The following is a 22,262-nucleotide window of genomic DNA, read 5'->3' on the forward strand; positions in this document are numbered from 1 at the left end:
GGCGCGCTCACAGCACCGGCGACATCATCGCCACCGCGTTCTGCACCAGCCGCGTGGCGAACGACCAGCCCCCGACCTGTTCCGGTGTCACCCGCGCCGACACGGACAGGTATTTCTCCTGGCGCCGGCGGAGGGCGGCGGTGACGCCCGCGTCGGCGACCAGCAGGCTGTTCTCGAAGTTGAGCTCCAGGCTGCGCCGGTCGATGTTGGCCGAGCCCACCAGGCTGATCTGGCCATCGATGGTCATCGACTTGGCGTGCAGCAGGCCCAGCGGGTACTCGTGGACCTCGACGCCGCATTGCAGCAGGTCGGCATAGGTGCTGCGGCTGGCCTGGCCCACCAGCCACGAGTCGTTGCGGCGCGGCAGGACCAGCGCCGTGCGCACGCCGCGCCGCGGCGCCGCGCAGATCGCGCGCAGGATCGATTCGTCCGGCACGAAGTACGGCGTGGTGATCACCAGCTCGCGCCGCGCGGCGTAGATGCAGGCCACGAACATGTCGGCCATGGCGTTGTGCCGCGCGATCGGGCCGGTCTCGAACGCGGCGGCGACGCATCCGCCGTCGTGCCATGCCGGCGCGGCCGCGGCGGCGTAGCCGTCCAGCCCGGTCTCGCCGGTCTCCGGGATCCAGCCGCTGAGGAACAGGAACTGGATCTGCGCCACCACCGGCCCCTCGCAGCGCAGCAGCAGGTCGATCCACGGCGCGTAGGCGGACTTCACCCGGAACTCCGGATCGGCGCAGTTCTGGCTGCCGCTGTAGGCGATGCGGTTGTCGATCACCGCGATCTTGCGGTGGTCGCGCAGATCCATGCGGCTGAACGCCATGTGCTGCAGGCGGTTGATGTCGTCCAGCGTCTTCAGCCGCTTCACCCCGGCCTGGCCCAGCTGCTTCCAGCGCGACCCTTCGATGAAGGCGCGCGAGCCCAGCGCATCGACCATCACCCGGCACGCCACGCCGCGCCTCGCGGCGGCGGCCAGCGCGTCGGCCACGCGCCCGCCTGCGCCGTCGTCCAGCCAGATGTAGAAGGCGATGTGCACGCTCTCGCGGGCCTGCTCGATGTCGGCCACCAGCGCGTCCAGCGCGCGGCGGCAGTCGGCTTCCGGCGCGTCGGCGGGGCTGTCGGCGTCGCCCAGCAGCGTCACGCGGTTCCCGCCCACCGCCGGCAGGCCGTTGATGGTGCGCGCCAGTTCCAGCAGCGGCACCGCGCTGTCCGCCACCGCGACGGGGGCGGCCGGCGCCATCGCGGCCGCCGCCGCTCCCATCCGCCGCAGCGCCTGCTCCACGCGGCGGAAACGCGCGCGGCCGATGCTGGTTTCGCCCAGCAGCAGGTAGGCGACCATGCCCACCACCGGCGCGAGCATCACCACCGCCACCCACGCCGCGCGCGAGGCCGGCGTGCGGTTGGCGCGGGTCAGCGCGCGCGCGGCGACCAGCAGGTGCGCGACGAACGCGACGGCGGTGATTCCCCACTGCAGCGGAGCATGCGCCCCGCCCACTTCCGGCCCCATGCGGCCTCCCGGTGATCGACGATCCGCCGTCCCGCGGCGTGGCGGATCAATAGCACGGCCGCCCGTTTCCGGCATCCCCGGCGAACGAACGCATCCTGCCCGGCGCCCCATTGGCGTGTTCCCGCCGCACAATGGGGGAACATCAATGGAACGTGCCGTCAGGAGCTGATGGCCGCATCCGGCCCCGCCACCAGGCTGTCGGACCTTGAGGGAGAACCATGAAGACCAGAATTTTCCTGTCCGTGTCCCTGTCGCTGTTGCCGCTCGCGGCCTGCGCGGGTGACGGCGCGACCGCGGTGCCGGATCGTTTTCTCGGGCACTGGGCAGGGAGCCCGGAATCCTGCGCGTCGGAAGCGGACGATCTGATCCTGCGCATCGCTCCGCGCCACATCACGCACTGGGAGAGCGAGGGCCCGATCAAGGCCGTCGTGGTGCGCGGGCATTCGGAGATGGCACTGATCTGCGAGCTGTCGGGCGAGGGCGAGACCTGGCTTTCCACCGTGAAGTTCACGCTTTCGCCAGACGGGCGCCGGCTCATCGACAACACGACCGTGCCGGGACGGGAACTGGTACGTTACAGATGCGCGGACACGGCCGGCACACGGCCCGGCAACGCATCCGTGCCGGCGCCGCTTCGCGGCGCGCTCCAATCCAGGTCCCGGAGCCCATGAAAAGCAAGCCACCGCTGCCCCTGGTCATCATCGCGATCGTCTATCTGGCCTATCTGGCAGGGCTGCTGGCAACCGGTTTCACCGCTGTCGTCGCAGGGCGTTTCGCCCTCTCTGCCCTCCTGTTCTTCTTCCTGTTCCGCGGCAGCAGGACGGCGGGAAACATCCTGGCCGTGCTGAGCGCCATGAGCGCCATCGTTCTGCTGGTTGCCGCTGTTGCCACCTTCCCGACGGCCGCCCTTGGCGCTGTTCTTTTCACGATCATCGCGGGGCTGCTGGCGGCGTTCGCCGCGTACCTGGTCTTCAGTCCGGCGGTTCGCGCCTTCCAGGACAAGGCAGGCCGGACACCCGCCCCCTGAGCGCCATCCCTTCACGCTGGACCGGCTCCATCGTCCGGCGCCAGCAGTTCCAGAGCGGAGACAACGTGCGAATCATCTACCTCCTTCTCTGCATCGCCGGTACGGCCCTGCCCCTCTGGCAGTTCGTTCCGTGGCTTTGCGCGCACGGCCTCGACGTGCCGCGCCTGGTGCAGCAGGCCACATCCGGCCACATCGCCGCATTCGCGTGGTCGGACGTGCTGGTTTCAGGCATCGTCGTCGCGGCATTCGTAATCGCCGAAGGACGCAAGCTGGCGATGCCGCGGCTGTGGCTGCCACTTTCGTGCCTCGTGGTGGGCCCCTCACTGGCGCTGCCTTTTTTCCTGCTTCTCCGGGAGCGGCATCTCGCAGCGGCGGGGCTTCGCGCATCGGCGTGATGCGCCGACGGCACGCGCCAGCGCCTGAGTGGAGGCTGCCGGAAACCATCGGCCGATCCACCGGCCCGTCGGTCGGACACCCGTGATCCCGTTGGCTGGACCGGTACGCGCGCGCCGCACAGTGGCGGAAACGAAAAGCCCGGCATCGGCCGGGCTTTCCGCTTGTCGCCGGCCGTGGTGCCAGCCCGTTACCAGATGACCACGCGCTTGTCGTCGCCGCGCACCATCGCATCGCCCGCCTTGCACTGGAACGCCGCGGCGAAGGACGGCATGTTCGACGGCGCGCCGTTGGCGCGGAAGTTGGCCGGCGCATGCGGATCGGTGTTCAGGCGCACGCGCAGTTCGCCCTCGGTGAAGTTGCGGCGCCACACCGTGGCCCAGTTCATGAAGAAGCGCTGGTCCTCGCTGTAACCGTCGACGGCCACGTTCTTCGAGGGATCTTCCTTGAGCGCCATCTGCAGCGCGTCATAGGCCACGGTCAGGCCGCCGAGGTCGCCGATGTTCTCGCCCAGGGTCAGCTTGCCCTTCACGTTCACGCCCGGCAGCGCCTCGTAGCCGTCGAACTGCGCGACCAGCTGGTCGGTGCGGCCGGTGAACGCGCTGCGGTCGGCGTCGGTCCACCAGTTGTCGAAGTTGCCGTTGGCGGCGAACTGGCTGCCCGAATCGTCGTAGCCGTGCATCATCTCGTGGCCGATCACCGCGCCGATGCCGCCGTAGTTCAGCGCCGGGTCGGCCTTGGCGTCGAAGAACGGCGGCTGCAGGATCGCGGCCGGGAACACGATCTCGTTCTTGGTGGCGTTGTAGTAGGCGTTGACCGTCTGCGGGGTCATGCCCCACTCGGTGCGGTCCACCGGCTTGCCGATCTTGTCGAGCATGTAGCGATAGTTGAACGCGCGCGCGGCCTGCATGTTGCCCAGGTAGCTGTCGCCGCTGGTGGCCAGGCCCGACCAGTCGCGCCACTTGTCCGGGTAGCCGATCTTCGGGGTGAAGCTGGCCCACTTCTCCAGCGCCTTCTTCCTGGTCTCCTCGCCCATCCACGGCAGGTTCTCAAGGCGCGCCTTCAGTGCGACCGACAGGTTCTCCACCAGGTGCTGCATGGCCACCTTGGATTCGGCCGGGAACACCGCGTCCACGTACAGCTGGCCCAGCGCCTCGCCCATCGCGCCGTTCACCGATTCGAGCACGCGCTTCCAGCGCGGCTGCATTTCCTGCTGGCCGCGCAGGGTCTTGCTGAAGAAGTCGAAGTTGGCCTGCTCGAAGGCCTTGCTCAGGTACGGCGCGGCGTTGTCCACGGTGTGGAAGCGCAGGTAGGCCTGCCAGGTCGCGGCCGGCACGTCGGCGAGCATCTTGTCCACTTCGCCGAAGAAGCCCGGCTGCGCCAGCGAGAACCTGTCCTTGGCCGGCACCTTCAGCGTGTCGAACAGCGCGGTCCAGCTGAAGTTCGGGGTCTGCTTGTCGGCGTCGGCGGCGCTGACCGGGTTGTAGCGCTTGGCCGGGTCGCGCAGTTCGATGCGCGACAGCGAAGCCTTGGCCAGGCGCGTCTCGAATTCCATCACCGCCCTGGCCTGCTCCTTGGCCTGGGCGGCATCGACGCCGGACAGGGTCAACAGCTGCTCGATGTAGGCCACGTAGGCCTCGCGGACCTTGGCCTGCGATTCGTCGAAGTAATAGCCCTTCTCCGGCAGGCCCAGGCCGCCCTGGCCGACGTAGGCGATGACGTTGGCCGAATCCTTGAAGTCCGGGCTGGCATACAGCGAGAACAGGAAACCCTGGCCCTGCGCATAGGCCTGGCGCAGGTAGGCGGCGATGGCGGCGCCGTTCTGCAACGCGGCGATCCTGTCCAGTTCGGGCTGCAGCGGCGCAATGCCGGCGGCCTCGATGGCGGCCTCGTCCGAACCGGTCTTCCAGATGTCGCCGATCTGCGCCTGCACCGTGCCGGCCTTGGCGTCGGCCGCGGCGGCCTGCTCGACCAGCGCGTGCTGCACTTCCAGCGAGCGCTCGCGCAGGATCTCGAAGCTGCCCCAGGTCACCTGGTCGCCCGGCACCGGGTTGGCCTTGAGCCACTTGCCGTTGACGAAGCCGTTGAGGTCGGTACAGGCGGATACGGCCGGGTCCACGTCGGCGGCGTTGAAGGCCACCGACGGCGTGGTGATCCTGGACAGGTCGAAGGCCGGCTTGGCGGCCTCGGCCTGCGCGGCCGGGGCTTCGGTCTTGCCGCAGGCGGCCAGCGAGGCGGCGATGGCGACGGTCAGGGACAGCGGGACGAGCTTGGAAAGGGTCATGCGGAATCTCCGGCCTTGCAGGGAACACCGCGCAGGCGCGCGGCCAATCCCCGAGCGTAGGCGATGCCGCACCGTGCCGGATAGGCCGAAGGTCATGCGCCGGCATGCGCCGGCGCACGGCCCGCTGGGTCAACCGCGGCGCGCCGCCTCGATCGCGGCGATGTCGATCCTGCGCATGCCCATCATCGCCTCGAACGCGCGCCTGGCCGCGGCCGGATCGGGATCGGCGATCGCCTCGGTCAGCGCGCGCGGCGTGATCTGCCACGACAAACCCCATTTGTCGCGGCACCAGCCGCAGGCGCTTTCCTCGCCGCCGTTGCCGACGATCGCGTCCCACAGCCGGTCGGTTTCGGCCTGGTCATCGGTGGCGACCTGGAACGAGAACGCCTCGCTGTGCCGGAACGCGGGACCGCCGTTCAGGCCCAGGCACGGGATGCCCATCACGGTGAATTCGACCGTCAGCACGTCGCCCTGCCGGCCGGCGGGATAGTCGCCGGGCGCGCGCTGCACGGCCCCCACCCGGCTGTCGGGAAAGGTCGCGGCGTAGAAAGTGGCCGCCTCCAGGGCGGTGCCGTCGTACCAGAGACAGATCGTGTTCCTGCTGGTCATCGCGCTTGTCCTCGTTCGGGAAGGCACGCCGGCGGAAGAACGCGTACGCGCCACGGCGCCGGGCGCGGGGGATCGTAGCGCGGCACCCGCCCAGCCGCCGTCACGGCGACCGCGCCGGCTGCCGCCCGCGGGTTCAGGCTGCCGGCCGGGCGCGCGGGCCGGGCAGCAGCGCCGCCACCATGCCCAGCAGCGGCAGGAACGAGATCGCCTTGTAGACCCACACGATGCTGGTGTGGTCGGCCAGCACGCCCAGCACCGCCGCGCCCAGTCCGCCCATGCCGAAGGCGAAGCCGAAGAACAGGCCCGACACGGTGCCGATGCGGTGCGGCATCAGCTCCTGCGCGTAGACCAGGATGGCCGAGAACGCCGAGGACAGGACGAAGCCGATGACCAGGGTCAGCAGCGTCGTCCATTCCAGGTTGGCGTAGGGCAGGATCAGCGCGAACGGCGCCACGCCCAGGATCGAGGCCCAGATCACCGGCTTGCGGCCGATGCGGTCGCCCACCGGACCGCCGATCAGCGTGCCCGCCGCCGAGGCCAGCAGGAAACCGAACAGGTGCAGCTGCGCGCCCTGCACCGACACCCCGAACTTCTGCATCAGATAGAACGTGTAGAAGCTGCTCAGGCCGGCGATGTAGAAATACTTGCTGAAGATCAGCACCAGCAGCACCGCGATCACCCAGGCCACGGTGCGCGACGGCAGCCGCGCCTCGGCGGCGGCCGCGCGCGGCACCGGACTGGCGGCGACGGCACGCAGGTGCTGCTGGTACCAGCGCCCCACGTAGCACAGCAGGCCGATGCCCAGCAGCGCCGCGCCGCCGAACCACGCCACGCTGCGCTGGCCGTTGGGCGCGATCACCGCCGCCGCCAGCAGCGGGCCAATGGCGGTGCCGGCGTTGCCGCCGAGCTGGAACACCGACTGCGACAGGCCGTGGCGCCCGCCCGAGGCCAGCCGCGCGATGCGCGAGGATTCGGGATGGAAGATGGCCGAACCGATGCCCACCAGCATCGCCGCCGCCAGCACCGTGGCGAAGTTCGGCGCGTAGGCCAGCAGCAGCAGGCCGCACAGGGTCGAGGCCATGCCCATCGGCAACGAATACGGCGCCGGGCGGCGGTCGGTGCGCAGGCCGATCAGCGGCTGGAACAGCGAGGCGGTGAGCTGGTAGGTAAGGGTGATCAGGCCGATCTGGGCGAAGCTCAGGTGGAACTGGCCCTTGAAGATCGGATACAGCGCCAGGATCAGCGACTGCATCATGTCGTTGACCAGGTGCGAGCCGCTGATCGCGGCCAGCACGCCCACCGCCACCGGGCGGCGTGGGGGCGTGGCGGTGACGGCAACGGGAGCTGCGGAGGACATGGCGGTACCGGGCGGAGGGGAGCGGCGCGCATGGTAGAGTCGCCGGCCACGCCCTTCCTGCGCGATCCGGTCATGCACCCTCTCGAAAAGGACATCGGCGGCCGCAGGGGCCGGCGCCTGCCGCTGCCCGCCGGCCCGGAGACGGCGGTGTACTGCAAGGCCCGGGACTACGCGCCCGACACGCTGATTCCGCTGCACCACCACCCCGACCGCCACCAGCTGGTGTATGCCGAAAGCGGCGTGCTGGTCGTGCGCGCCGGCATGGGCCGCTGGGTGGTGCCCAGCACGCGCGCGATCTGGATTCCCGCCGGCACCGGCCACGTGGTGCACTGCATCGGCCTGGTGCGCATGCGCAGCCTCTACGTCGCGCCGGCCGCCATGCCGCAGGCGCCGGCCGGCGCCTCGGCGGTATCGGTCACGCCGCTGCTGGCGGCGCTGATCCGCGCCGCCGCCGGCGTCGTCCAGCCCTACCGCGAGGACTCGCGCGACGGCCGCCTGATGCGCCTGGTCCTGGACGAGATGCAGACCCTGCCGGTGCTGCCGCTGCACCTGCCCGACCCCGCCGACCCGCGCCTGCGCGCGATCGGCCGGCAACTCGAGCGGCACCCGGACGATGCCTCCACCCTGCAGGACTGGGCCGCGCGCCTGCGGGTGGACGTGAAGACGATCCAGCGCCTGTGCGCACGCGAACTGGGCATGACCTTCGGCCAGTGGCGGCAGCAGGCGCGGCTGCTGCGCGCACTGGAACGGCTGGCGGTCGGCGAGAAGGTCATCGACGTGGCGCTGGCGCTGGGCTACGAAAGCCCCAGCGCGTTCGCCACCATGTTCAAGCGCCGCTTCGGGCTCACCCCGAGCCGCTTCTTCCGCTGAGCGCCGCGCTCAACCTTCCGCCGCGGGAATCCGCACGTAGCGCTCGCCGTCGAACTCGAAACCGAGCACCCGCCCGTCCGCACCGCGCTGGAAGCGCAGCGGCTCGGCGGCATCCAGCGGCCCGGCCTGCGCGCCGAACAGATCGACCGCCGCCGGCTGCAGCCCGCGTTCCAGCACGCCGATCCGCAGCCGCAGCCCGTCCGCGCCCTCGGCCACGAGCGCCTCCACCGGCAGCCGTTCGCCGCGGAAGCGGCCCGCGTAGGCCGCGCGCGCCGCGCCATCGGGATGCCACGCCCATCCCTGCCAGAGCGGCTGCGCGCGCACCTGCGCCTGGCGCGTGCGCTGGTCTGCCAGCTGCCCGGCCACCCGCTGCGGGTAGACGCGCTGCCGCGTGGCCGCCCACGACGCTGCGTCGGGGTGGTCCACCAGGTACTGGAAGTACTGCACCACCGTGCGCGAGGTGAGCCAGCCGGTGGCGTTGTCGGCGTTGGCGAATACGCCGATGCCCACGCCCAGGTCCGGCGAGAACGCCATCATGCTGCGCGCGCCGGTGTAGCTGCCGCCGTGGATGTAGAGCGTATGCCCTTCGAAGTCGCAGACGTTCCAGCCGAAGGCATAACCCACGCACGGCAGCTCGTAGGCATTGCGCGCGCCGCGGTCCAGCTGCACGCCGATGGCGTGCGCCGCCTCGACGGCCACTGCATCGAACCCCGCCGGCGCCGCGCCGCCCAGCTGCAGGCGCAGCCAGCGGCCGAGATCGCGCGGCGAGGTCATCATGCCGCCGGCCGCGTGCATGATCGCGTCGGGCTTGGGCGCCACCACCCGCCAGCCCTGTTCCGGCCCCAGCCATTGATGGTTGTAGGCCAGCTGCGCCGGATCGAAGGCGGAGGTGCGCGCGGCGGTGTCGCCCATGCGCAGCGGGACGAACAGCTCGTCGCGCAGCCAGTCGCGCCAGGAACGGCCGGTGCGCTGCTGGAGGATGGCGGCGTAGATCGTGTAGCCCAGGTTGTCGTAGTCGAAACCCGCCGGGCGCGCGCTCGCCAGCGTGCCGAGCAGCTGCGGGTACAGCGCCGGGTCGGGAGCGCCGATGTAGGCGTCCAGCGTGGTGAGGGCATCGGCGCTCAGCGGCACGCGATGGTTGAGCAGGTCGGCCAGGGTCCAGGCGGCCGGATCGACGCCGCCGGGCAGGCGCAGCTGCGGCCAGTGGTCGGCCAGAGTGCCGTCCAGGCGCAGCACCCCGCGCCGGTCCAGCAGGTGCGCCAGCAGGCCGATGTACGACTTGGTCTGCGAGGCGATGTACATCGGCGTGTGCATCGTCAGCGGTTCGCCGCTGGCGGCATTGCGCTCGCCGCGCGTGTAGCCGAGCAGTTGCCGGTCGCGGTCCACGACCACCACCGCGTAGCCCGGCCCCAGCCCGGGAACGCCGTCGAGGAACTGCCGCAATTGCCGCGCCGCCTGCTCGGCGGTGGCGGCGTGCGCCGCGGACAAGGGCAGGACGAGGGCGAGCAGCAGGCCGGGCACGATCAGGCGCATGGCGCGGTTCCGGAGGGAGGAGCGGCCATGCTCGCGCGGGCGCAGCCGCGCTTCTTGCACGGATTGAACCTGCTCACGCCAGCAGCGCGCGCAACCGTGCCGGCGCCGCGCCGCAGTGCTGGCGGGCGACGCGGCTGAAATGCGCTTGGTCGGCGAATCCGCCATGCAGCGCCGCCGCGGCCAGCGGCGCGCCCGCCGCCACCTGCGCCAGCGCGCGCTGCAGTTGGGCGCGCGCACGGAACACCGAGGGCGGGCAGCCCACCCAGCGCGCGAACGCCCGGGCGAAATACACCGGATGCACGCCCTGCTCCGCCGCCAGCCGCGCCAGTGGCGCCGCTTCCTCGTGCAGGCGCTCGCAGGCGCGCACGACCCAGCGCGGGGGCGTCCCGGCGCGACCGTCGGCGCAGCCGGCCATCGCCGCGAGCAACTCCCATGACTGACCTTCGATGCCGTCGGGTGCGCCGTCGCCGGCCGCCAGCGCCGACAGCAGCAGCCGCCCCTGCGCCAGCAGCGGCGGCGCCGGCCGCGTACGCCAGCGCCAGGCCTGCGCCAGCCCCAGCTCGCGCGACAGGTCGATGTCGGCCGGCAGGTCGATGCCGAGCACCAGCGCACCGGCCGGCCCGTAGTCGTTGGCATGCGCGAGCCCCGCCGGCTTCACCCCGACCGCCGGCAGGCGCAGCCGCACCTCGTCGCCGTCCCCACGCTCGGCCAGCGTGCCGGTCAGCAGCAGCGACACCTGGTGGCAGTCGTGCGCATGCCGCTGCATGCGCGAGCCCGGCGCATACCACGCCACCCGCGCCGACAGCCGCTCGCCGGCGAACAGGATGCGGCCGCGCGCCGTGCGCGCTGGTCCGGGTCCACCGGCTGGCGTGGGAGGCATCGGCGATCCGCCTGGGGGTTCAAGGCAGTCTAGCGGCTACGCCGGCTGCGACGCCTGCCATTGGTGGGGGTGTCGATGGCGGTACCGCGAGCGGCATGGAGCCACCTGCCGCCGTGCCGGTCCGCTTCGCGGCCCGGACGCTCGGGGCCGGTCAGCCGTGCCGCATCAACGCGCCCAGTTCGCGTTCCAGCAGGGCCGGATCGGCGGCATTGAGTTCGATCAGGCGGCGCAGCGCGGTGATGCTGTCCAGGTCGATCTCGTCGCAGCGCAGCCCGATGTTGCGCCCTTCCACGTGCACCACGGTGGCCTGCATGCGGATCGGCGTGTCCTCGGACAGCTCGACCTGCAGGTGGCAGCGCTCGTCCAGCCGGCAGTCGCCGCCGGCGTCCACCTCGAACAGCGCCCCCTTCAGCGACACATCGTGCACCTGCCCGGCATGCACGCTGCCGTCGGGACGGACCAGGCGGGCCGGCGAATGGAAGGGCGCGCGCCAGAAATGGCGTCGCTCCGTGGACGTGTTCATGCGGTTCCCCTGTGCGTTGGATGGAAGCCGGCCGCGCAGCCGTGGCCGAAGCATAGCCCGGCCGGCGGGCACCGGCACGGCGGCCGGTCACCCGCCCTGCAAGGCATTGATCGGCAAGGCCTGTCGTGATTGTGGCGTGTCGCTGTCGTGGTCCAACGCGGGGCATCGCGGCAACGTGCCGGCTCCCTTACCATCGCGGAGCGGACACAGTGCACGAGGAACCGATGAAGATCGACGCCAACCGGATCAGGACCTTGCGCGAGGCGCGCGGCTGGTCGCAGGAACACCTGGCGGCCGTGACCGGGCTCAGCCCGCGCACCGTGCAGCGGCTGGAAGCCGAGGGCAAGGCCTCGCACGAATCGCGCATGGCGGTGGCCGCGGCGCTGGGCATGGAACCGGAGCGATTGCTCGAAGCCGATACGGTTCCGGCACAAGCAGCGCCTGCTTCAATCCAGAACGCGAACCATCTTGCCAAGATCCTCCCCCAGGTCATGCTGCTTCTGCTGGCATTGGCCTGGTTCGGCTACAACATCGGCAAGGACATGGCCCTGCGCGACAACGCGCGCTGCGCCGACAGCCCGGTCCAGTGCAGACGCTGAGCTGCATGCGGCACCGCTCGCCCTGTGTCGAAGCTGATGGTTCATCGCCGGGCCGCGGGGACGTTGGATAGCCGGCAAAAGTGGGAGCCCAAAACGAAAACACCCGGCCGAAGCCGGGTGTTTCGATGCTTCAAGCAAGCCGGCGTTACTTCGCCTTGCCCTGGTTGGCCACGGCCTCGGCCGCCTTCTTCGCCGCTTCCGGGTCGCCCAGGTAGCGGAACGACTGCACGGTCAGGTCGTCGTTCAACTCGAACAGCAGCGGGATGCCAGTGGGGATGTTGAGCTCGAGGATCTCCTCGCGGCCGACGTTGTTGAGGTACTTGTACAGCGCGCGCAGCGAGTTGCCGTGGGCGGTGACCAGCACGGTCTTGCCGTCCTTGAGCTGCGGGGCGATGGCGTCGAACCAGTACGGCAGCACGCGGTCCAGGGTGGTGGCCAGCGATTCGGTAGCCGGCAGCGCGTTGCGGTCCAAGCCGGCGTAGCGGCGGTCGTGGATCGGGTGGCCCGGGTCTTCCAGGTCCATCGGCGGCGGCGGGATGTCGTAGGAACGGCGCCACACCTTGACCTGCTCCTCGCCGTGCTTGGCGGCGGTCTCGGCCTTGTCCAGGCCCTGCAGGCCGCCGTAATGGCGCTCGTTGAGGCGCCAGGACTTGGCGACCGGCAGCCAGTCCTGGCCCAGTTCGGCCAGCGCGCCCTGCAGGGTGTGGATGGCGCGCTTGAGCACCGAGGTGTGGGCGACGTCGAACTGCAGCCCTTCTTCCTTCATCAGCCGGCCGGCGGCGGCGGCCTCGCGGCGGCCCTGCTCGGTCAGTTCCACGTCCACCCAGCCGGTGAAGCGGTTGTCGAGGTTCCACTGGCTCTGGCCATGGCGCAACAGCACGAGTTTGCGGGTCACTGCGAAAGTCTCCGGATCGGGGGGAAAGGGAACCGGCCGATTGTAGCCGCATCTCTCCGCGCCCCCGCCTGCACTGCGCGCCCACAACGGAAATGGCAGGCTTGCCCCATGCGCTTCCTGCCCCCTGCCGATATCGCCCCCGCCACCCTGGCCGAGCTGCGCCGCCAACAGGTCGAACTGGCCGCGCGCGTGGAGCTGGACGACCGCCTGTCCGCGCTGCCGGCGCGCGTGGCCGGCGTGGACAGCGGCTTCGAGGACGAAGGCCGCATCACCCGCTCGGTGGCGGTGAGCGTGGATGGCTTCAGCCTGCAGCCCGTCGAATCGACGCTGGCGCGCCTGCCCACCGCCCTGCCCTACATCCCCGGCCTGCTCAGCTTCCGCGAACTGCCGGCGGTGCTGCAGGCCCTGCAGCAACTGCGCGAGGCGCCGCAGCTGGTTTTGGTCGATGGCCACGGCATCGCCCATCCGCGCGGGCTCGGCATCGCCGCGCACCTGGGCGTGCTGACCGGGCTGCCCAGCATCGGCGTGGGCAAGAGCCGGCTGGTCGGCGACTACGCCGAACCCGGTCCGGAACGCGGCGACCACACGCCGCTGTTCCACAAGGGCCGCCAGGTCGGCTGGGTGCTGCGCAGCAAGCCGCGCTGCAATCCGCTGTTCATCTCGCCGGGCAACCATGTCTCCGTGGAGGCCTGCCTGCCGCTGGTGCTGGCCTGCCTAACCCGCTACCGCCTACCCGAGCCCACGCGCCTGGCCGACCGCATCGCCTCGCGCCGCGACGGAAGCGCCTGATCCCACGCGGCAACAGTCCGTTACGGCGCGGCCGCCGGCACAGGCGCGCGACGCATGCCATCCTGCCCTCCCGCACTGGAGCCCGCCCATGACCACGATCATCAGCCCCCGCGTCCACGACCTGGGCGGCTTCCAGGTGCGCCGCGCCGTGCCGACGCTGCAGGCGCGCAGCGTCGGGCCGTTCGTGTTCGTCGACCACATGGGCCCGGCGGTGTTCGCGCCCGGCCAGGGCATCGACGTGAGGCCGCATCCGCATATCGGCCTGGCGACCGTCACCTTCCTGTGGTCCGGCGCCATCGGCCACCGCGACACGCTCGGCTCGGAACAGGTCATCCGTCCCGGCGACGTCAACTGGATGACCGCCGGCCGCGGCATCGCCCATTCCGAGCGCACGCCGCCGCCCGAACGCGAGCACGACCACCCGCTGCACGGCATGCAGACCTGGGTGGCGCTGCCGAAGGCGCACGAGGAAACCGCGCCCGCGTTCCACCACTTCAGCGCCGCGCAGCTGCCGCAGCAGCGCCGCGGCGGCGCCTGGCTGCGGGTGATCGCCGGCCGTGCCTATGGCGAGGAATCGCCGGTACGGGTGTTCGCCGACACACTCAACGTCGCCATCGACCTGGAACCGGACGCGGAGATCGACCTGGACACCTCGCACGTGGAGCGCGCGCTCTACGTGCTGGAAGGCCAGGCCCAGCTCGACGGCGTGGACATCCCGGTGCAGCACCTGGTGATCCCGGAGCCGGGCGCGCGCGGACGCCTGCGCGCCAGGACCCCGCTCAAGGCGATGCTGATGGGCGGCGAGCCGCTCGACGGCCCGCGCCACCTGTGGTGGAACTTCGTCTCCAGTTCCAAGGAGCGCATCGAGCAGGCCAAGGACGACTGGCGCGAAGGCCGCTTCGGCGCCATCCCGGGCGATGACAAGGAATTCATCCCGCTGCCGGGCTGAGGCGGCCGGTTAACGATTTCGATACGTCGCCGTCACGGTTCTTGGTTATTTTCCCCTGTGCCCGTTCCGGGCCACTACGGGGAATACACCATGAGCATGGGGAAGCGACTGGCGGCCGAGTTTCTCGGCACCTTCTGGCTGGTGCTGGGCGGCTGCGGCAGCGCCGTGCTGGCGGCCAAGTTCGGCGGCGACGGCAATCCACTGGGGATCGGTTTCCACGGCGTCGCGCTGGCCTTCGGCCTGACCGTGCTGACCGGCGCCTACGCGTTCGGGCACATCTCCGGCGCGCACTTCAACCCGGCGGTCAGCCTCGGCCTGTGGGCCGGCGGCCGCTTCGCCGGCAGGGACCTGGTGCCCTACATCGTGGCGCAGGTGCTGGGCGGCATCCTCGCCGCCTTCATCCTGCTGCAGATCGCGCAGGGCCAGGCCGGGTTCGCCATCGACGGCAGCCAGGCCGGCGCGTTCGCCAGCAACGGCTACGGCGCGCTGTCGCCCGGCGGCTACAGCGTGGCCGCCGCGTTCCTGTGCGAGGTGGTGATGACCGCGATGTTCCTGGTGGTGATCATGGGCTCCACCCACGGCAACGCGCCGACCGGCTTCGCGCCGATCGCCATTGGTCTGGCGCTGACCCTGATCCACCTGATCAGCATCCCGGTCACCAACACCTCGGTGAACCCGGCGCGCTCGACCGCGGTGGCGCTGTTCGCCGGTCCCGGCGCGATCGGCCAGCTGTGGCTGTTCTGGGTGGCGCCGTTCCTGGGCGCGCTGATGGGCGGCCTGGCCTACAAGTGGATCGGCAGCGGGCAACGCTGACCCGCCCGCACCGCGTTCCAGCGACGGCCCCCTCGCGGGGCCGTCGCCTTTTGCGCCGCCGCCCGGTTTGCCGCGCCCGGCATTTTTGTAATACCGTGGAAACACAGCTGGCGCGCAACGGGGACGCGCGCATCGGGCAGGGGCAACAACGCCCGCAGGTGGAATCCGTTACCGACAACACTGCCGTCGCGCCCGCCGGGGCCGACGTTCCGGGGGAACGCATGCTCAAACACATCCGTAGGGTCGCCTGTGTACTGCTGCTGTCCGGCAGCGCCGCCGCGTCCGCGCAGCAAGCCGCGCAATGTCCGTCGCTGCCGCCGGGCAGCGGCCTGCAATGGCAGGAGCAGGCGCAGAACGACTTCATCGTGTGCAAGGCCACCACCGCCGACGGCCGCACGGTCCTGAACGTGATGCTGACCGCGCGCGACCCGGCGCTGGCCCTGACCCGCGCCCTGCGCGCGGAGAAGGGCCGTTTCGCCGGCGAGGACCTGTACTGGTACAGGCTGGACATGGGCGGACGCGACCTGCCCGGGCTGGAGGCGCGGCGCATCACCACGGTGAAACTGGCAAAGAACCGCTTCGCGCAGATCTGGATCGACGCCGGCGACGTCGCCGAACTGGCCAGCCTGCAGCAGCTGACCGGCGGCCTGGACGATGCCACGGCCAACTTCGCCGGGAAGTAGCGCGTCCTACCGCAGGAGCGCCGCAAGAACGCCGTAGGAGCGCACTTCAGTGCGCGATGAGGCTTTGCCGGAAAGGCCCCATCGCGCACTGAAGTGCGCTCCTACACGAATATCAGAAGCGCCCTTCCTGGTAGTCGATGAAAGCCTGCATCAGCTGTTCGCGGGTGTTCATCACGAACGGCCCGTGGCGCGCCACCGGTTCGTGCAGCGGGCGTCCGGCCACCACGATCAGGCGCGCGCCCTCCGCGCCGGCCTGCAGGCGCAGCCCGCGGCCGCCGCCCAGCACCGCCAGTTCCTGCCGCGCCACCTCGCGCGCGGCCTCGCCGCCGCCCAGCGCCAGCCCGCCCTCGAACACGTAGGCGAAGGCGTTGTGCCCGTCCGGCAGTTCGTACGACCACCCGCGCCCCGGCGCCAGTTCCACGTCCAGGTACAGCGGATCGGTGGCCGGCTGCACGATCGGGCCGTGAACCTCGCCCACCTGCCCGGCGATCACCCTGACGGTGACGCCCTCGGCCGGCGCGACCTGCGGGATGCGGTCCGGGGCGAATTCCTGGTATTTCGGCTCGGTCATCTTGTCGCGCGCCGGCAGGTTCACCCACAGCTGGAAACCGCGCATGCGCCCGGACTCCTGCTCGGGCATCTCCGAATGCACCAGGCCGCGGCCGGCGGTCATCCACTGCACGCTGCCGGGCGTGAGCAGGCCCTCGTTGCCGTGGTTGTCGCGGTGGCGCATGCGCCCGTCGAGCATGTAGGTGACGGTCTCGAAGCCACGGTGCGGATGCTCCGGGAAACCGGCGATGTAGTCCTCGGCGCGGTCGGTGCCGAACTCGTCGAGCATCAGGAACGGATCGAGGTCGGGCAGCGCCGGGGTGCCGATCACCCGGGTCAGGCGCACGCCGGCGCCGTCGGACGTGGGCATGCCGCCGATGGTACGCAGCACGCGCGCGAGGTTCTGGTCGCTCATGGTCAAGCCTCCCTTGGAATGCATGGACAATGGGTGCCACGCGCGGTCGCGCCAATCGCCACCGCCGCAACCGATCGTTCCAGCGCCGGTGTCGGCGTCGTGTCGCCCATGCCCGGACGCGTCGGCGGCGCGCCGGCCTAAGACCAAAGTCGCACGTTTCCGGCCCGCCGGAGCGTTGACCCCCGGCCGCCGCGGGAGGACTCTTGCAACGGTCTTCCCGCGAGGTGACTCGATGAAAGGTTTCTCCAAGGCCGGATGGGCGTTGCTGTCCCTGATCGGCGCGTTCTGCCTGGGTGTCGTGGCGCTGCGCCGCGGCGAACACATCAATGCACTGTGGATCGTGGCCGCGGCGGTCTCGCTGTACCTGGTCGCGTTCCGCTACTACGGGCTGTTCATCGCCAACAAGGTGCTGGGCGTGGACCCGACCCGCGCCACCCCGGCGGTGATCCACAACGACGGCCTGGACTACGTGCCGACCAACAAGCACGTGCTGTTCGGCCACCACTTCGCGGCGATCGCCGGCGCCGGCCCGCTGGTCGGCCCGGTGCTGGCGGCGCAGATGGGCTACCTGCCCGGCACGCTGTGGCTGATCGCCGGCGTGGTGCTGGCCGGCGCGGTGCAGGACTTCATGATCCTGTTCATCTCCAGCCGCCGCAACGGCCGCTCGCTCGGCGACCTGGTGCGCGAGGAAATGGGCCCGGTGCCCGGCACCATCGCCCTGTTCGGCGTGTTCATGATCATGATCATCATCCTCGCGGTGCTGGCGATGATCGTGGTCAAGGCGCTGGCCGACAGCCCCTGGGGCATGTTCACCGTCATCGCGACGATGCCCATCGCCATCCTGATGGGCCTGTACATGCGCTACATCCGCCCGGGCAAGATCGGCGAGATCTCCATCGTCGGCCTGGTGCTGCTGCTGGCGGCGATCTGGTACGGCGGCAGGGTCGCCGCCGACCCGGTGCTGGGGCCGATGTTCACCTTCACCGGCACCCAGATCACCTGGATGCTGATCGGCTACGGCTTCGTCGCCGCGGTGCTGCCGGTATGGCTGCTGCTGGCACCGCGCGACTACCTGTCCACCTTCCTCAAGATCGGCACGATCGTCGGCCTGGCGATCGGTATCCTGATCGTCATGCCGGAGCTGAAGATGCCGGCGCTGACCCAGTTCACCGACGGCACCGGCCCGGTGTGGAAGGGCGGCATGTTCCCGTTCCTGTTCATCACCATCGCCTGCGGCGCGGTGTCCGGCTTCCACGCGCTGATCTCCTCCGGCACCACGCCCAAGCTGCTGGCCAACGAGGGCCACGCCGCCTACATCGGCTACGGCGGCATGCTGATGGAATCGTTCGTGGCGATCATGGCGATGGTCGCCGCCTCGATCATCGAGCCGGGCATCTACTTCGCGATGAACAGCCCGGCGGCGGTGATCGGCACCGACGTGGCCAACGCCGCGCAGGTGGTCAGCAACTGGGGCTTTGCGATCTCGCCCGAACAGCTGACCGCCACCGCGAAGGAAATCGGCGAGAACACCATCCTCTCGCGCGCCGGCGGCGCGCCGACGCTGGCGGTGGGCATCGCGCAGATCCTGCACGCGGTGCTGCCGGGCGACGGCATGATGGCGTTCTGGTACCACTTCGCGATCCTGTTCGAGGCGCTGTTCATCCTTACCGCGGTGGACGCCGGCACCCGCTCGGGCCGCTTCATGCTGCAGGACCTGCTCGGCAACTTCGTGCCGGCGCTGCGCCGCACCGATTCGTGGGTGGCCAGCTTCATCGCCACCGGCGGCTGCGTGGCGCTGTGGGGCTACTTCCTGTACCAGGGCGTGACCGACCCGCTGGGCGGCATCAACATGCTGTGGCCGCTGTTCGGCATCGCCAACCAGATGCTCGCCGGCGTCGCCCTGATGCTGTGCACGGTGGTGCTGTTCAAGGCCAAGAAGCAGCAGTACGCATGGGTGCCGGTCATCCCGGCGATCTGGCTGCTGGTGTGCACTACCGCCGCCGGCTTCATCAAGATCTTCTCCAGCGAGCCGGCGGTGGGCTTCCTGGCGCAGGCGCACAAGTACCGCGACGCCATCGCCGCCGGCAACCTGCTGCCGCCGTCCAAGGATTTCGGGCAGATGCAGCAGGTGATGGTCAACAACTACATCAATGCCGGGCTCACCGCGCTGTTCCTGTTCGTGGTGTTCGCGGTGCTGGTGTATTCGGTCAGGACGATCGCCGCGGCCCGCCGCTCGCCGGTGCGCACCGACCATGAAACGCCGTACGTGGCGCTCAAGCCGCACGAGGTGGACCTGTAATGGGCACCGCCCTGGTCCCGGTCGGCCAGCACCAGGCGTTCCGCCGTACCTGGCGGCGCTTGGTGCAGACCGCGCGGCTGTGCTGCGGCGTGCCGGACTACGACAACTACGTGCGGCACATGCGCGAGAAGCATCCCGAACGCGAGGTCATGGACTACCGGACCTTCTTCCGCGAGCGGCAGGAGGCGCGCTTCGGCGGCGGCAAGGGATTCCGCTGCTGTTGAGCCGGCGACGGTGCAGGAACGCAGAAGGCCGCCGAAAGGCGGCCTTCTGCTTGATGTCATGTAGGAGCGCACCTTGGTGCGTGGGAGGCTTTCCCGGTGATGCCCCATCGCGCACCGAGGTGCGCTCCTACGAGGATGGCGGGCGCTCAGGCGCCGGCCATCCACTTGAGCATCAGCCCGGTCATGTAGGCGATGACCGTGCCGGTCGCATAGCCCACGGTGCCCAACAGCACGCCCACCGGCGCCAGCGTCGGGTGGAACGCCGCGGCGACCACCGGCGCCGAGGCCGCCGCGCCGATGTTGCCCTGCGAACCGATGGCGAAGAAGAACAGCGGCACCCGCAGCAGCCGCCCGACCAAGTACAGCAGGCCGATGTGCACGCCCATCCAGATCACGCCCAGCAGGAACAGCCACGGACGGTCGACCAGCGACAGCAGGTCCATCTGCATGCCGATGCAGGCGATCAGGAAGTACAGGAACAGCGTGCCGACCTTCGACGCGCCGGCCGCCTCCAGGTTGCGCGCGCGGGTGAAGCTCAGCAGCAGGCCGGCGACGGTGGACAGCATCACCACCCAGACGAAGGACGAGTTGAGCGAGGCCTTGCCTGCCCAGCTCACGTTCGCCTCGAACCACGTCGCCAGCGGCGTCGCCAGCGCATGCGCCAGTCCCACCACGCCCAGGCCGACGCCGACGATGACCATCAGGTCGGTCAGGCTGGGGTTGCGCGCGCTCCTGGCCTCGTACTCGGCGATGCGGCGCTTCATGTCGTCGATGGCCGCAGTGTCGGCGCCGGTGCGAGCATCGATGGCCTGCGAGCGTCCGGCCAGCCACAACAGCACCGCCATCCACAGGCTGGCGCAGGCCACGTCCACCACCGCGAACTGGCCGAAGGTGGTGGCATCGACGTTGAAGGTCTCGCGCATGGCGGCCATGTTGGCGCCGCCGCCGATCCAGCTGCCGGCCAGCGCCGCCATGCCGGCCCAGGTATCGCCGGCCACGGTCTCGGGATGGACCAGCCGCATGATCTGGAACGCCACCGCCGCGCCGAGCACGACGCCGACGGTGCCGGTGACGAACATGACCAGCAGCTTGGGGCCGAGCCGGGCGATGCCCTTCAGGTCGATCGACAGGGTCAGCAGCACCAGCGCGGCCGGCAGCAGCACGTCGCGGGCGATGGGGTTGTAGAGCTTCGTGCCATGACCGTCGATCAGGCCGGTGGTGTTGTAGATCGCCGGCACGAAATAGCACAGCAGCAGGGCCGGCACCCAGGCGAAAACCTTCTTCCAGAACGGGGTCGGCCCGCTGGCCAGCCAGAAGATCAGTGCCAGCGTCGCGGCGATCAGGCCGAGGCCGACGATGTCGTTGGTGATCAGAGCGGTGGTGCGTTCGGTCGGCATAGGGCCCGTTCCTGTCGATCGAAGGGAAACAAAAACGCCACGTTGGTGACGTGGCGTGGGAAGACGAAGCCTAGCATGGGCCGGCAGGCGAAGGGGCGGGCCCGGTCGCGCGGGCAACCTGCCTGTAGGAGCGGCTTCAGCCGCGAAAAGCGCCATGTCGGGGGAGCGCGGTTTCGCGGCTGAAGCCGCTCCTACGGGGGCGCTGTTACCCCGCGCCGGCCATCGCCCGCAGGGTGATGCCGACCACGTAGGCCGCGCCCGTGCCCACCGCATAGCCCAGCGTGCCCAGCAGCACGCCCACCGGCGCCAGCGCCGGGTGGAATGCCGAGGCCAGCACCGGCGCGGAGGCCGGGCCGCCGATGTTGCTCTGCGAGGCGATGGCGAAATAGAAGAACGGCACGCGCAGCAGCTTGCCGGCCAGCCACAGCAGCACGATGTGCACGCCGATCCACAGCACCCCGAGCAGGAACAGCCAGGGCTTCTCCAGCAGCGCCAGCAGGTCCATCTGCATGCCGATGCAGGCGATCAGGAAGTACAGGAACATCGAGCCCCACTTGGAGGCACCCACGCCTTCCAGTTCGCGCGCGCGGGTGAAGCTCAGGCCCAGGCCGATGAAGGTGGCCAGCAGCACCACCCAGACGAACGGCTTGTCCAGGCTGACGGACGAGGACCAGCTGAAATGCGCGCCGAACCATCCGGACAACGGCCCGGCCAGCGCATGCGAGATCGCCACCGCGCCGAACGCCACGCCGGCCATCACCATCAGGTCGCCCAGCGCCGGGATGCGCGCGTGCTGCGCCTGGTAGCTGGCGACGCGGTCGCGCAGCTCGTCCAGCGCGGTCGTATCGGCGCCGCTGCGCCTGTCCATCGCCGGCGCGCGCGAGGCGAAGAAGATAAGCACCGCCATCCATACGTAGCCCACGCCGACATCGACCACCGCGAACTGGCCGAAGGTGGTCGCATCGACCTCGAAGATCTCCTTCATCGCCAACATGTTGGCGCCGCCGCCGATCCAGCTGCCGGCCAGCGCGGCCATGCCGCCCCAGGTACTGCCGGTCACCGTTTCCGGGTGGATGAAGCCCATCAGCCAGAACGCCGCCACCGCGCCGAACATGATGCTCAGCACCGCCGCCACGTACATGGCCAGCATCTTCCAGCCCAGGCCGAGAATGCCCTTCAGGTCGATGGACAGGGTCAGCAGCACCAGCGCCGCCGGCAGGAACACGTCGCGCGCGATCGGGTTGTAGAGCCGGGTGGTCTCCCCGTCGATCAGGCCGAAGGTGTTGTAGATGCCCGGGATGAAGTAGCACAGCAGCAGCGCCGGCACGAAGCCGTAGAACTTCTTCAGCAGCCGGTTGCTGCTGGTCGAGGTCCAGAAAATGGCGCCCAGCGTGGCGGCGATCAGGCCGAACACGATGATGTCGTTGCTGATGAGGGCGCCGGAGGCGGCTGCGGTCATCGTCTCTCCCCTTGATGCGTGAGTGCCGGGAATGGCTGCCTCCGGCCCTGCCCCTGTTCCGGAAACGGAACGCGGACGCGCGCGATCGCAGCCAGCTTGGATCGCCCCCTTAGCCCGTGCGGGAAAGAGGGCCGGAAACCGGAGAGCGGCGGCATCCCCGCCGCCGCTCCGAAACGCCAAGGGCATGCCGGTGGCATGCCCTTGCCCT

Annotated in this window: 22 protein-coding genes; 11 read left to right on the forward strand and 11 right to left on the reverse strand. The window is 70.2% G+C overall.

Going from position 1 to position 22,262, the window contains the following annotated elements; translation table 11 throughout:
• Window positions 1–7: 7 nt before the first annotated feature.
• Window positions 8–1,507 (reverse strand): cardiolipin synthase, encoded by a 1,500-nt coding sequence (gene cls, locus CQ393_RS06430; protein ID WP_153190736.1) that lies wholly within the window; start codon window positions 1,505–1,507, stop codon window positions 8–10.
• A gap of 218 nt (window positions 1,508–1,725) precedes the next feature.
• On the opposite strand from cls, the gene CQ393_RS06435 reads away from it, so the two are divergent.
• The 3 genes from CQ393_RS06435 to CQ393_RS06445 all read left to right on the forward strand — a co-directional run bounded on the left by CQ393_RS06435 (window position 1,726) and on the right by CQ393_RS06445 (window position 2,929).
• Window positions 1,726–2,178, forward strand: a complete 453-nt coding sequence (locus CQ393_RS06435) for a hypothetical protein (protein ID WP_153190737.1) — start codon at window positions 1,726–1,728, stop codon at window positions 2,176–2,178.
• Window positions 2,175–2,534, forward strand: coding sequence for a hypothetical protein (locus CQ393_RS06440; protein WP_153190738.1), 360 nt, complete (start codon window positions 2,175–2,177; stop codon window positions 2,532–2,534). The genes CQ393_RS06435 and CQ393_RS06440 overlap by 4 nt, the downstream gene beginning before the upstream one ends.
• Window positions 2,535–2,599: 65 nt before the next feature.
• Complete coding sequence (locus tag CQ393_RS06445) at window positions 2,600–2,929, forward strand: DUF2834 domain-containing protein (RefSeq protein WP_343199711.1); 330 nt, start codon at window positions 2,600–2,602, stop codon at window positions 2,927–2,929.
• Between the two features lie 188 nt (window positions 2,930–3,117).
• Here the strand turns inward: CQ393_RS06445 and CQ393_RS06450 are convergent, their stop codons facing one another.
• The 3 genes from CQ393_RS06450 to CQ393_RS06460 all read right to left on the reverse strand — a co-directional run bounded on the left by CQ393_RS06450 (window position 3,118) and on the right by CQ393_RS06460 (window position 7,177).
• Window positions 3,118–5,211, reverse strand: coding sequence for a M13 family metallopeptidase (locus CQ393_RS06450; RefSeq protein ID WP_153190740.1), 2,094 nt, complete (start codon window positions 5,209–5,211; stop codon window positions 3,118–3,120).
• A 129-nt stretch (window positions 5,212–5,340) separates the two neighbouring features.
• Window positions 5,341–5,820, reverse strand: a complete 480-nt coding sequence (locus CQ393_RS06455) for a VOC family protein (protein WP_153190741.1) — start codon at window positions 5,818–5,820, stop codon at window positions 5,341–5,343.
• 133 nt (window positions 5,821–5,953) lie between these two features.
• Entirely contained in the window at window positions 5,954–7,177 is a 1,224-nt protein-coding gene (locus tag CQ393_RS06460) for an MFS transporter (protein WP_153190742.1), read from the reverse strand.
• Window positions 7,178–7,249: 72 nt separating this feature from the next.
• Between CQ393_RS06460 and CQ393_RS06465 the strand changes: the two genes are divergently transcribed.
• Window positions 7,250–8,047: a helix-turn-helix transcriptional regulator gene (locus tag CQ393_RS06465; protein WP_228114324.1), complete on the forward strand. Its 798-nt coding sequence runs from the start codon at window positions 7,250–7,252 to the stop codon at window positions 8,045–8,047.
• A 9-nt stretch (window positions 8,048–8,056) separates the two neighbouring features.
• Here the strand turns inward: CQ393_RS06465 and CQ393_RS06470 are convergent, their stop codons facing one another.
• The 3 genes from CQ393_RS06470 to CQ393_RS06480 form a co-directional block, all read right to left on the reverse strand.
• Window positions 8,057–9,580, reverse strand: coding sequence for a serine hydrolase domain-containing protein (locus CQ393_RS06470; RefSeq protein WP_194269597.1), 1,524 nt, complete (start codon window positions 9,578–9,580; stop codon window positions 8,057–8,059).
• Between the two features lie 73 nt (window positions 9,581–9,653).
• Window positions 9,654–10,460, reverse strand: a complete 807-nt coding sequence (locus tag CQ393_RS06475) for an AraC family transcriptional regulator (RefSeq protein ID WP_153190745.1) — start codon at window positions 10,458–10,460, stop codon at window positions 9,654–9,656.
• Window positions 10,461–10,611: 151 nt separating this feature from the next.
• Entirely contained in the window at window positions 10,612–10,983 is a 372-nt protein-coding gene (locus tag CQ393_RS06480) for a PilZ domain-containing protein (protein ID WP_153190746.1), read from the reverse strand.
• 224 nt (window positions 10,984–11,207) lie between these two features.
• On the opposite strand from CQ393_RS06480, the gene CQ393_RS06485 reads away from it, so the two are divergent.
• Window positions 11,208–11,582: a helix-turn-helix transcriptional regulator gene (locus CQ393_RS06485; RefSeq protein WP_153190747.1), complete on the forward strand. Its 375-nt coding sequence runs from the start codon at window positions 11,208–11,210 to the stop codon at window positions 11,580–11,582.
• 145 nt (window positions 11,583–11,727) lie between these two features.
• Here CQ393_RS06485 and gpmA read toward each other — a convergent pair whose 3' ends face one another.
• Window positions 11,728–12,477: a 2,3-diphosphoglycerate-dependent phosphoglycerate mutase gene (gene gpmA, locus CQ393_RS06490; protein WP_343199716.1), complete on the reverse strand. Its 750-nt coding sequence runs from the start codon at window positions 12,475–12,477 to the stop codon at window positions 11,728–11,730.
• A 108-nt stretch (window positions 12,478–12,585) separates the two neighbouring features.
• Here gpmA and nfi point away from each other — a divergent pair, with 108 nt between their 5' ends.
• The 4 genes from nfi to CQ393_RS06510 all read left to right on the forward strand — a co-directional run bounded on the left by nfi (window position 12,586) and on the right by CQ393_RS06510 (window position 15,711).
• Window positions 12,586–13,266 (forward strand): deoxyribonuclease V, encoded by a 681-nt coding sequence (gene nfi / locus CQ393_RS06495; protein ID WP_153190748.1) that lies wholly within the window; start codon window positions 12,586–12,588, stop codon window positions 13,264–13,266.
• Between the two features lie 88 nt (window positions 13,267–13,354).
• Window positions 13,355–14,215, forward strand: coding sequence for a pirin family protein (locus CQ393_RS06500; protein ID WP_153190749.1), 861 nt, complete (start codon window positions 13,355–13,357; stop codon window positions 14,213–14,215).
• Window positions 14,216–14,305: 90 nt separating this feature from the next.
• Complete coding sequence (gene aqpZ, locus CQ393_RS06505; RefSeq protein ID WP_153190750.1) at window positions 14,306–15,028, forward strand: aquaporin Z; 723 nt, start codon at window positions 14,306–14,308, stop codon at window positions 15,026–15,028.
• A 233-nt stretch (window positions 15,029–15,261) separates the two neighbouring features.
• On the forward strand, window positions 15,262–15,711 hold the full coding sequence (locus CQ393_RS06510; protein ID WP_343199775.1) for a hypothetical protein: 450 nt from the start codon (window positions 15,262–15,264) through the stop codon (window positions 15,709–15,711).
• 112 nt (window positions 15,712–15,823) lie between these two features.
• Here the strand turns inward: CQ393_RS06510 and CQ393_RS06515 are convergent, their stop codons facing one another.
• Window positions 15,824–16,675 carry a pirin family protein gene (locus CQ393_RS06515; protein WP_153190752.1) on the reverse strand — a complete coding sequence of 284 codons (852 nt, stop codon included), beginning with the start codon at window positions 16,673–16,675 and terminating at the stop codon, window positions 15,824–15,826.
• Window positions 16,676–16,907: 232 nt separating this feature from the next.
• Between CQ393_RS06515 and CQ393_RS06520 the strand changes: the two genes are divergently transcribed.
• Both CQ393_RS06520 and CQ393_RS06525 read left to right on the forward strand, forming a co-directional pair.
• Window positions 16,908–18,974 (forward strand): carbon starvation CstA family protein, encoded by a 2,067-nt coding sequence (locus tag CQ393_RS06520; RefSeq protein WP_153190753.1) that lies wholly within the window; start codon window positions 16,908–16,910, stop codon window positions 18,972–18,974.
• Window positions 18,974–19,198 carry a CstA-like transporter-associated (seleno)protein gene (locus CQ393_RS06525; RefSeq protein WP_153190754.1) on the forward strand — a complete coding sequence of 75 codons (225 nt, stop codon included), beginning with the start codon at window positions 18,974–18,976 and terminating at the stop codon, window positions 19,196–19,198. The genes CQ393_RS06520 and CQ393_RS06525 overlap by 1 nt, the downstream gene beginning before the upstream one ends.
• Window positions 19,199–19,344: 146 nt before the next feature.
• On the opposite strand, the gene CQ393_RS06530 is transcribed toward CQ393_RS06525, so the two are convergent.
• Together CQ393_RS06530 and CQ393_RS06535 are read right to left on the reverse strand one after the other, a co-directional pair.
• On the reverse strand, window positions 19,345–20,595 hold the full coding sequence (locus CQ393_RS06530) for a DUF819 family protein (RefSeq protein WP_153190755.1): 1,251 nt from the start codon (window positions 20,593–20,595) through the stop codon (window positions 19,345–19,347).
• Window positions 20,596–20,800: 205 nt separating this feature from the next.
• Entirely contained in the window at window positions 20,801–22,054 is a 1,254-nt protein-coding gene (locus tag CQ393_RS06535) for a DUF819 family protein (RefSeq protein ID WP_153190756.1), read from the reverse strand.
• Window positions 22,055–22,262 lie beyond the last annotated feature (208 nt).

Origin of the sequence: Stenotrophomonas sp. MYb238, from assembly GCF_009496535.1 — a bacterium.
Classification (GTDB): Bacteria; Pseudomonadota; Gammaproteobacteria; order Xanthomonadales; family Xanthomonadaceae; genus Stenotrophomonas.

Bases quoted from the DNA above. Each gene is read 5' to 3' on its own strand.
- CQ393_RS06460 (WP_153190742.1), bottom strand. From the start codon at position 7,177: ATGTCCTCCGCAGCTCCCGTTGCCGTCACCGCCACGCCCCCACGCCGC.
- CQ393_RS06450 (WP_153190740.1), bottom strand. From the start codon at position 5,211: ATGACCCTTTCCAAGCTCGTCCCGCTGTCCCTGACCGTCGCCATCGCC.
- CQ393_RS06440 (WP_153190738.1), top strand. From the start codon at position 2,175: ATGAAAAGCAAGCCACCGCTGCCCCTGGTCATCATCGCGATCGTCTAT.
- CQ393_RS06435 (WP_153190737.1), top strand. From the start codon at position 1,726: ATGAAGACCAGAATTTTCCTGTCCGTGTCCCTGTCGCTGTTGCCGCTC.
- CQ393_RS06475 (WP_153190745.1), bottom strand. From the start codon at position 10,460: ATGCCTCCCACGCCAGCCGGTGGACCCGGACCAGCGCGCACGGCGCGC.
- CQ393_RS06470 (WP_194269597.1), bottom strand. From the start codon at position 9,580: ATGCGCCTGATCGTGCCCGGCCTGCTGCTCGCCCTCGTCCTGCCCTTG.
- CQ393_RS06500 (WP_153190749.1), top strand. From the start codon at position 13,355: ATGACCACGATCATCAGCCCCCGCGTCCACGACCTGGGCGGCTTCCAG.
- CQ393_RS06485 (WP_153190747.1), top strand. From the start codon at position 11,208: ATGAAGATCGACGCCAACCGGATCAGGACCTTGCGCGAGGCGCGCGGC.
- CQ393_RS06530 (WP_153190755.1), bottom strand. From the start codon at position 20,595: ATGCCGACCGAACGCACCACCGCTCTGATCACCAACGACATCGTCGGC.
- CQ393_RS06455 (WP_153190741.1), bottom strand. From the start codon at position 5,820: ATGACCAGCAGGAACACGATCTGTCTCTGGTACGACGGCACCGCCCTG.
- CQ393_RS06480 (WP_153190746.1), bottom strand. From the start codon at position 10,983: ATGAACACGTCCACGGAGCGACGCCATTTCTGGCGCGCGCCCTTCCAT.
- CQ393_RS06520 (WP_153190753.1), top strand. From the start codon at position 16,908: ATGAAAGGTTTCTCCAAGGCCGGATGGGCGTTGCTGTCCCTGATCGGC.
- aqpZ (WP_153190750.1), top strand. From the start codon at position 14,306: ATGAGCATGGGGAAGCGACTGGCGGCCGAGTTTCTCGGCACCTTCTGG.
- cls (WP_153190736.1), bottom strand. From the start codon at position 1,507: ATGGGGCCGGAAGTGGGCGGGGCGCATGCTCCGCTGCAGTGGGGAATC.
- nfi (WP_153190748.1), top strand. From the start codon at position 12,586: ATGCGCTTCCTGCCCCCTGCCGATATCGCCCCCGCCACCCTGGCCGAG.
- CQ393_RS06525 (WP_153190754.1), top strand. From the start codon at position 18,974: ATGGGCACCGCCCTGGTCCCGGTCGGCCAGCACCAGGCGTTCCGCCGT.
- CQ393_RS06515 (WP_153190752.1), bottom strand. From the start codon at position 16,675: ATGAGCGACCAGAACCTCGCGCGCGTGCTGCGTACCATCGGCGGCATG.
- CQ393_RS06465 (WP_228114324.1), top strand. From the start codon at position 7,250: ATGCACCCTCTCGAAAAGGACATCGGCGGCCGCAGGGGCCGGCGCCTG.
- CQ393_RS06535 (WP_153190756.1), bottom strand. From the start codon at position 22,054: ATGACCGCAGCCGCCTCCGGCGCCCTCATCAGCAACGACATCATCGTG.